This is a genomic window from Frankia sp. CgKIO3, assembly GCF_977946435.1.
The window spans coordinates 1-8,385 of sequence record NZ_CDWTMO010000168.1; the positions used below are offsets into that span (position 1 = coordinate 1).

Here is an 8,385-nt window from a genome sequence, read left to right on the forward strand (position 1 = left end):
AACTAGGCGCTGGGCACAGACGAGCAACCGAACCGGCACCAGCGGCCCGCGGTACGCACCGGGACGCAGGTGCGATGGGATGGCAGCTGCCACCATGCCGCATTGATCGTTTTCGTCTATCGTCGCGGAACATGAACAGCGGCCACGAGCATGAGCTCCCCACCCATGGCCACGCCCACGGGCACGGGTATCATCACGGCGGGCACCCGCACGGCGGACGGCATGACCACCACGCGAGCGGGCGGTGGGCGCGGCTTCGTCACGGCCTGTCAGACCTGGCCGGAGGGCACAGCCACGATCCGGCGGACCAGATCGACGACGCGTTGGAAGCCGACACCGCCGGCCGCCGCGCCCTCCTGATCAGCCTGGCCGGTCTCGGGCTGACCGCCGCCCTGCAAGCCGCCGTCGTGGCACTGTCCGGATCCGGTCGCGCTCCTCGGCGACACCCTGCACAACGTCGCCGACGCGCTCACCGCGGTCCCCCTGCTCATCGCCTTCACCGTGGCGCGCCGCCCGGCCACCGCCCGGTTCACCTACGGCTACGGCCGCGCCGAGGACCTCGCCGGCCTCGCCGTCCTCGCGATGATCGCCCTGTCGAGTGCGCTCGCCGGCTGGGCCGCGATCGACCGCCTCCTGCACCCCCAGCGTGTCGACCATCTGGGAGCGGTCGCCGCGGCCGGGCTCGTCGGCTTCCTCGGCAACGAGATCGTCGCCCGCTACCGCATCAGGGTCGGCCATCAGATCGGCTCCGCCGCCCTCGTCGCCGACGGCCTACACGCCCGCACCGACGGTCTCACCAGCCTCGCGGTGCTCCTCGGCGCCGCCGGTGTCGCGGTGGGCTGGCACTGGGCCGACCCCGCCATCGGCCTGGCGATCCTCGGCGTCTTACGCTCCGCCGCCCGCGTCGTCGGGGCCCGGCTCATGGACGCCGTCGACCCCGCCGTGGTCGCCGAAGCCACCAGGGCACTCCTGCATACCGAGGGCATCGAGGCCGTCCGCGAGCTGCGGCTGCGCTGGATCGGCCACACCCTGTGCGCCGAAGCCGATGTCACCGTCGATGCGCACCTGACCCTGACCGCCGCTCACGACCTCGCCCACGCCGCCGAAGCCCACCTGCTACGCCGCATCCGCCGCCACCATCCACACCAGCCCCGCCCACCACCACGACGGTCCCCTAAGCCGCAATGCCGATCACACTCGATCACGGTGCCGCCGAAGCGGTGCTCAGTGCCCCGTGCTCAACTCAGTGCCCCATGCTCAGCCCGCCGTCCACGGGGATCAGCGCACCGTTGATGTAACCGGCCTGCGGGGAGGCGAGGAAGGCGACGAGGGCTGCGACGTCCTCGGCTTCACCCATGCGGCCACCGGGGACGCTGGCGGTGAGCTGCTCCCGCTGCGCCTCGGTCAGCGCGTCGGTCATGTCGGTCCGGATCGGCCCCGGAGCGACCACATTCGAGGTGATGTTGCGCGGAGCCAGCTCGCGGGCGAGGGAACGGGCGAAGCCGATCAGGCCGGCCTTGGACGCCGCGTAGTTGGACTGACCGGGGCCGCCGACGGAGGCGACGACGGAGGAGATGAAGATGAGCCGACCCCGGCGCAGCCGCATCATCGGCCGGGAGGCACGCTTGGCCACCCGGTAGGCGCCGAGCAGGTTCGTGTCCACGACCTCCTGGAACGCGTCCTCGCTCATCGTCGCCAGCAGGGTGTCCCGCACGATGCCGGCGTTGGACACCACGATCTCCACCGGCCCGAGCTCGGCTTCGACCTCCATGAACGCCTTGTCGACGCTCTCGCTGTTGGCGACGTCCAGACGGACGCCCAGCATCCCCTCGGGGGCGGTGCCCCCGCGGCTGGCGACCGCGACCCGCTCACCCGCGGCCGCCAGGGCGGCGGCGCAGGCGGCGCCGATCCCCCGATTACCACCTGTTACCAGTGCGACACGACCCTCATTTGCGCCCATGGGTCGGATGGTAGCGGCCACCGCGTCGAATCCCGGTGTCCGCCGACGATGACGCCTCAACCGCCGACCGGCATCGGCTTGGCCACCCTCGCGATCCTCCCTGGTGCCGCCCCGAACCGGTCACGCGAACCGGTCACGCGAGCGGGATGGTCGACACAGGTGGAACGATCCGGGCGGGATGGTCGCTCGGGCGGGACGATCCGGGGGGACGATGCACGCATGCGTCTGATGATCCGAGTTCAGCCGGGCGCCGGGCGGACCGCGGTGGGCGGCCGGCGCGAGGACCCGCTGCACGGCCCGCTGCTGGTCGTCCGGGTCACCGAGCCGGCCGTTGACGGCCGGGCCACCGAAGCCGCCCTGCGGGCCCTGTGCGCGGCACTGCGGGTGCGCCGGGGAGACGTCCGGCTGGTCCGCGGCGCGACCAGCCGAGTCAAGGCCGTCGAGGTCGAGGTGGCACCGGTCGACGAGCCCGCGCTCCGGATCCGGATCGACGAGCTCGGCCGGGACGGCTGACCGCCGGGGCGGCAGTCCTGGCACGGCAGTCCCGCCGCGACAGTCCTGGCACGGCAGTCCCGGCATCACCGGGCTGACGCACGACGGCCAACGCCACCGCTATGGAACGCGGATGCTGAAATGGTACGGCCACCGTGGTGAAGGTGGGATACCGACGCGGACACACCATGTGACGGCGGCGGGCACCGCCGATCCGGCCGGCGGCGCAACCTCCGACCGGCACCGCACCACCGCACGTCCGGACTTTGGGAGGTCGGAGTCGTGGGACGTAGGCCGGTCATGCGCAGGCCCGATGTCAGACCGGTGGAGGCGGCGCACACGCGCTCCGGCCGGGGGGAAATGATCATTACGCCAGACGGCGCCGCGGGGCCGGTCCCGGCCCGGTCCGTGGATCCGCCCGCGCCGGGGACCGACGGCCGGGTCACACACGACGACCAGACCGACGACCGGGCCCGCGAACACCGGGTCACCCACGAACACCGGGTCACCCGCGACGACCGGGCCGAGGGCGGTCCGCCGGGAGCCGCCAGCCCCCGACCGGACCGACGAACGGAGACGACGTCGTGGGAACCCAGACCTCGCCGGCCGCGGCCCAGGCCATCCCCGGGCCCCCAGACCCGGCCATGCCAGACCCGGCCATGCCGGGGCCGCCCGGTGGCGTACTCGACCTCGCCGCGCTGGCCGCCGTGGAACGGCGGCTGCGGAGCGTCGCGGCCCGGATCATCGACGGGGACGAACGCGCCGGGCAGCGGTCCGCGGTCGCCGCCGAGTCGGAACGGGCGGCCGTGGCCTCGGTGTCGAGCATCGCCACGGTACTGTGGTTCGACGCCCTACGCGCCGAGGACCGCGTCAGTGTGACTCCACGCGCCGCCCCGCTGATCCATGCCGTCCATCACGTCCTGGCGCACGCCAGGCCGACGGCTGAGGAAACGACGGCCGAGGAGACGGCGGCCGCATCACCCGTCCCCGCCGTCTACCGGCTCCCCCAGGCCCGGCCGGGTGAGATCCGTCCGAACGGGGTCCGTTCCGGGCCCGATGGTCGGCCGTTGCGTGCCCTCGGCGCCGGCAACATCGGACCGAGCGGGACGGTCTGGGCGGCGTTGGCCCGCCGTTATGCCGGGGAACGCTTCGACCGGACTCCCCAGGGTCGGCAAATCTGTCTGATCGACTACTCCGAGCTGCACGACCCGACCGTCTGGGAAACAATCACCGATGAGCGGATCGCCCATCTCGGCGAGCTGTTCTGGGTGGTGACGGTGTCCGGCTCCGCGCCGGCCGGACCGGTCGGCGGCATCGGCAAGCCCGCCCGCGCGGCGCGCATGTTCGAAGCCGCCGGTTGGCAGGTGCTCACCGTCCGATACGGACGCGTCCTCGAGGCGCTCTTCCGGGCCCCCGGCGGTCACGCGCTTCGCAACCGCCTCGACCAGCTCCCGATGGGCGAGTACCGCGCGCTGCTGCAGGCCCACGGAGCCGACCTGCGCCGCCGCCTCGCCGGGCCCGGCGCGTCCGGCGCCGGCATCAGCCGCCTGCTGGACACCCTTACCGATGACGAGATCCATGCCTGCCTGCGCGATCTCGGTGGCCACGACCTCCCCCTGCTGATCGACGCCTTCGATGAAGTCGCGGCGGACCGGCCCACGGTCCTGTTCGCCTACACCAGCGACGAGCTCGCCCGAGAGGAGCGCTCCCACGGCGAACAGATCCACAGCGAACAGATCCACAGCGGACGGACCGCCGACCACGCGTCCGCGGCCCCGTCCGCCGGACCGGGCACGGCGCCGGCCGCCGGCGGTGGCACCCGCCCGGCTCTCCCGCCGGGAGACGACGCCGCGGCCCACCGCCTCGCCCAGCACGTCGCCGGTTACCTGGACCGGGTGCCGGTGCCGCTCGGCGCGGCCCCACCCGTGCCGACCGACTCCGACCACCGCTTCCCGGCATGGATCTCCACCCAGGAGGCGTTCGGCGAGATGCTGCGGGACCTACCCCGGCTCGCGCCCCAGGCGGCCGCCGCGGTGCTGACCATCAGCACGCGCAACGCCGACCCCGTCCTCGCCGGCTGGCTGGCCGCGGCGGACCGGACCGACGGGGACCAACCGGGCCGGCATGTGGCCGGAGGCCTGTCGGCCACGGCCTTCGGCGGGGTGCTGGCCTCACTGGGAGTGGCCTGGAGCCGCCAGGGTCTGCCGCTGCTGCCCGTCGGAGTCGCCGACGAGGTGGCGGTCGGACGGGTATTGCCCGGCTGGATGGCCGGCGCCACCGCGGACGCCCGATCGATGCTCGCCGTGGCGGACACCGGTCTCGACCCGGTCGTCCGCAACCTGGCCTGGAACGGTGGCAACGTCGTCCCCGCCCCGGTGGCCGCGACGTGGGAACCGGCCTTCGCGCACGATCTCGCCTGGTGCCTGCTGGCCGGCCTCGGCGGGCTGGCCCGCCTCGACGGCACCTCCTGCGTGATCCGGCTCTCCGCCCGCCCGGTCGATCAGCGCCTCGCCGAGGTCCCCGTGGACGCGCTGGAACGGCACCGACGCCGGGCCCTGGTCCTCGCCGGAGGGTACCGGCTCCACGAGGGCGGCCCCGACGCCGCGCTCACCCTTGTCGGGATGGGTGCGGTCATGCCGGAGGTGCTGCACGCCGCGGCGGAGCTACGCGCCGGCCTCGGCCGAGAGATCACGGTCGTGTGCGTGACCTCCCCGAACGCGATGTTCCACGCGCTGCAGGCCCGGCGCGGGTTGGCCGAGGGTTCCGACGCCCTGCTCACCGAGGTGTTCCCCGCGGACCGGCGCACCCCGATCGTGACGGTGGTCGACGGGGACCCCCGTGCCCTGAGTTTCCTCGCCGGCGTCCACGGAGATCCCATCTCCGCCCTCGGTTCGAGCGCGCCACTGCCGGAGGCCTCCGGGCCGCCGGGAGGGCCGCCGGGGGACACCGACCCGGGCTCATCGACCTCCGGCGCCGCCGGCCACGCCGGCAGCGGCAACCTCGCCCGGCGGGACACGGCCTCGTCGCGGGACCGCCGTCGCCGCCCACCGGTGGAGCTGGACACGATCGTCGGAACGGCACTGGACCTGCTGGACGAGACAGCCGGCTGATCCGGGCCAGACCCACCACACCCGGGCCCCGGGACCCCGGCCGCGCCCTGACCCCGACGGCCAGCTGCGCCCTGCCCCCGACGGCCAGCCGCGCTCAGACCCCGACGGCGTGCACGCCGCCGTCGACGTGGACGATCTCGCCGGTGGTGGCCGGGAACCAGTCCGAGAGCAGCGCCACGCAGGCCTGGGCGGCCGGCGCAGTGTCGTGGACGCTCCAGCCAAGCGGCGCCCGGCCGTCCCAGATCTCCTCGAACTGGCTGAAGCCCGGGATGCTCTTGGCCGCCATGGTCCGCAGCGGGCCGGCCGCGACGAGGTTCACCCGCACGCCCCGGGGTCCCAGATCACGGGCGAGGTAGCGGGTGGCGGAGGCGAGGCCGGCCTTCGCCACGCCCATCCAGTCGTACGACGGCCAGGCGACGGACGCGTCGAAGTCCAGGCCGACGATCGACGCCTTCTCAGCGAACAACGGTAGGGCGGCCCGGGTGAGCGACGCCAGCGACCAGGTGGAGATCTGCAGGGCGGTGCCGACCTCGGACCAGGCCGCCTCGACGAACGGCTTCCCACCGAGCACCGATTCGGGTGCGAACCCGATCGCGTGCAGCACGCCGTCCAGGCCGTCGACATGTTCGAGCACCTGCCCGGCCAGCCCCGCGAGATGCTCTTCGTCGGTGACGTCCAACTCGACGACGGGCGCCGGGGTGGGCAGTCTCTTGGCGATGCGGCGGGTCAGCGACAGCCCCCGCCCGAATCCGCTGAGGACCACCGCCGCACCCTGCTCCTGGGCGATGCGGGCGACGCTGAATGCGATCGAGGCTTCCGTGAGAACCCCGGTGACGAGAACGCGCTTACCTTCGAGAAGTCCGCTCATGGGCTGCATACTCCCAAACATCGCCGTCCCGGTAACGACACCGCCGCCGGGAAGTCGCCCCCGCCGTCAGCGGCGGGTGCCGTCGCCCGCCCACCGTTGCCCGCCCACCGTTGCCCGCTCGGCGCTAGGGCGACCGGGCGGCCTGCAGCCGCCGAGCCGTGCGGATCACCGATTCGACGAACCGGGCCGCCAGCGGGCCGAGGACGGCCATCAGCAGCACGTAACAGGCGGCAAGCGGGCCCAGCCGGGGTTCGAGGCCGGCCGCCACCGCGAGGCCCGCGATGACGATCGAGAACTCGCCGCGTGCGACGAGGGCGGCCCCGGCCCGGAACCGGCCCATGGTCCCGATTCCCGCCGAGCGGGCGGCCCACCATCCCGTCATGACCTTTGTCGCGACTCCGGCGATCGCGAGCAGGGACCCGGTGAGCAGCGCCGGAGGGATCTCGGCGGGATCGGTCTGCATGCCGAAGAAGACGAAGAAGACCGCCGCGAACAGATCGCGCAGCGGCCGCAGGACCTCCTCGGCACCCTCGGCGACCGGTCCGGACAGGGCGATGCCGACGAGGAACGCACCCACCGCGGCCGACACCTGCATACGCTGGGCGACCCCGGCGACGAGCAGGGCCAGCCCCAGGGCCCGGAGCAGCAGGATCTCGTCGTTGCGGTGGGCCTTCGGGTTGAAGACCAGCCGGGTGACCTTCTCGCTGTGCCGCAGCGCGATGTAGAGCACCGCCACCAGGACTCCGAGCGCGATCGCCACGGTCAGCGATCCGCGCACGAACGTGTGATGGGCCAGCAACGCGGTGAGAACCGGCAGGTACACCGCCATGGCGAGGTCCTCGAGCACGAGGACGGACAGGACGACTGGCGTCTCCCGGTTACCGAGCCGCCCGAGGTCCCCCAGCACCTTCGCGATGATCCCCGAGGAGGAGATGGCCGTCACCCCACCCAGGACGACCGCCGCCGTCGGGCCCCAGCCGAGGAGGAACGCGGCGACGACCCCGGGAGTGGCGTTGAGCGCCAGGTCGAGCACCCCGGCCGGCGCCTGTCTGCGCAGCCCGGACAGCAGCTCGTCGGCGGTGTACTCCAGACCGAGGGTAAGCAGCAGGAGGACGACCCCGATCTCCGCGCCGACCCCGATGAACTCCTCGCTGCCACCGAGCGGCAGCAGGCCACCCCGGCCGAACGCCAGCCCACCCACCAGGTACAGGGGAATCGGTGAGACACTGATGCGCAGCGCGAGGTGCCCGAGGACTCCTAGGCAAAACAGAATCCCGCCGAGCTCGAGGAAGGTCGTCGCGGTGGAGTGCACGCGGTCCCGACTGCCCTCCCTGCCCGTGTCAGCCGTTGCGGAGCAACATACCGACGGATGCGGTGTTCTCCGGCGTACCGACGACAACAACGACGTCTCCGGCCTCGAACCGGAAGTCCGGCCGCGGGGAGGCGAGCACCTGCTGGTCGCGGACGACCGCGACGATGGAGGCGCCGGTGCGGGTGCGGGCCTGGGTATCCCCGAGCTCGCGGCCCACGTAGGGCGAGCCGGGCAGGATCGCGATCTGCTCACCGACGAGCCCGGCGAAGGCACGGTTGAGGTCAGCGAGCTTCTCGACGATGCGCGGGGCACCGAGCAGCTCGGAGAGCACGTCGCTCTCCTCCGGCGTCAGCGCGATGGACTCACGCGAGGCGTCCGGGTCGTCCGCATCATAGATCACGAGGTCCCGGCGCCCGTGATGGTGGGACACGACTCCGAGCCGGCGGCCGTTGCGCGTCGCGAAGTCGTGCCGCAGCCCGATGCCAGGCAGCGCGGTCTCCTCGATCTCCACAGCAACCTCTCCGGCGCTCCGATAGCCTGCCTTCCCAGGAAGGCCCAAGTGACCAGCCCCATCACACAATAGTCAACCAGCCGCAACCGCGCCTAGTTCTGTCTTCCGCACATGGGGTTTCGATGCGTTGAC

8 protein-coding genes are annotated in these 8,385 nt (G+C 72.9%); 3 read left to right on the forward strand and 5 right to left on the reverse strand.

Annotation, left to right across the window (positions count from 1 at the left end; all coding sequences use genetic code 11):
* Positions 1 to 269: 269 nt before the first annotated feature.
* Positions 270 to 491 (reverse strand): hypothetical protein, encoded by a 222-nt coding sequence (locus tag AC08OJ_RS16405; protein ID WP_476593959.1) that lies wholly within the window; start codon positions 489 to 491, stop codon positions 270 to 272.
* On the opposite strand from AC08OJ_RS16405, the gene AC08OJ_RS16410 reads away from it, so the two are divergent.
* On the forward strand, positions 484 to 1,293 hold the full coding sequence (locus tag AC08OJ_RS16410) for a cation diffusion facilitator family transporter (RefSeq protein WP_476596189.1): 810 nt from the start codon (positions 484 to 486) through the stop codon (positions 1,291 to 1,293). The two genes, AC08OJ_RS16405 and AC08OJ_RS16410, sit on opposite strands and share 8 nt — an antisense overlap.
* On the opposite strand, the gene fabG is transcribed toward AC08OJ_RS16410, so the two are convergent.
* Positions 1,244 to 1,960: a 3-oxoacyl-ACP reductase FabG gene (gene fabG, locus AC08OJ_RS16415; RefSeq protein WP_476593958.1), complete on the reverse strand. Its 717-nt coding sequence runs from the start codon at positions 1,958 to 1,960 to the stop codon at positions 1,244 to 1,246. The two genes, AC08OJ_RS16410 and fabG, sit on opposite strands and share 50 nt — an antisense overlap.
* A 219-nt stretch (positions 1,961 to 2,179) precedes the next feature.
* Here fabG and AC08OJ_RS16420 point away from each other — a divergent pair, with 219 nt between their 5' ends.
* Both AC08OJ_RS16420 and AC08OJ_RS16425 read left to right on the forward strand, forming a co-directional pair.
* Positions 2,180 to 2,473, forward strand: coding sequence for a DUF167 domain-containing protein (locus AC08OJ_RS16420; RefSeq protein WP_476593957.1), 294 nt, complete (start codon positions 2,180 to 2,182; stop codon positions 2,471 to 2,473).
* A 563-nt stretch (positions 2,474 to 3,036) separates the two neighbouring features.
* Positions 3,037 to 5,562: a pyruvate dehydrogenase gene (locus AC08OJ_RS16425; protein WP_476596187.1), complete on the forward strand. Its 2,526-nt coding sequence runs from the start codon at positions 3,037 to 3,039 to the stop codon at positions 5,560 to 5,562.
* A gap of 94 nt (positions 5,563 to 5,656) precedes the next feature.
* Here AC08OJ_RS16425 and fabI read toward each other — a convergent pair whose 3' ends face one another.
* The 3 genes from fabI to AC08OJ_RS16440 all read right to left on the reverse strand — a co-directional run bounded on the left by fabI (position 5,657) and on the right by AC08OJ_RS16440 (position 8,253).
* Positions 5,657 to 6,430, reverse strand: coding sequence for an enoyl-ACP reductase FabI (gene fabI, locus AC08OJ_RS16430; protein ID WP_476596188.1), 774 nt, complete (start codon positions 6,428 to 6,430; stop codon positions 5,657 to 5,659).
* 124 nt (positions 6,431 to 6,554) lie between these two features.
* Positions 6,555 to 7,742, reverse strand: a complete 1,188-nt coding sequence (locus AC08OJ_RS16435; protein WP_476593954.1) for a cation:proton antiporter — start codon at positions 7,740 to 7,742, stop codon at positions 6,555 to 6,557.
* A 28-nt stretch (positions 7,743 to 7,770) separates the two neighbouring features.
* Positions 7,771 to 8,253, reverse strand: a complete 483-nt coding sequence (locus tag AC08OJ_RS16440; protein WP_476593953.1) for a cation:proton antiporter regulatory subunit — start codon at positions 8,251 to 8,253, stop codon at positions 7,771 to 7,773.
* Positions 8,254 to 8,385 lie beyond the last annotated feature (132 nt).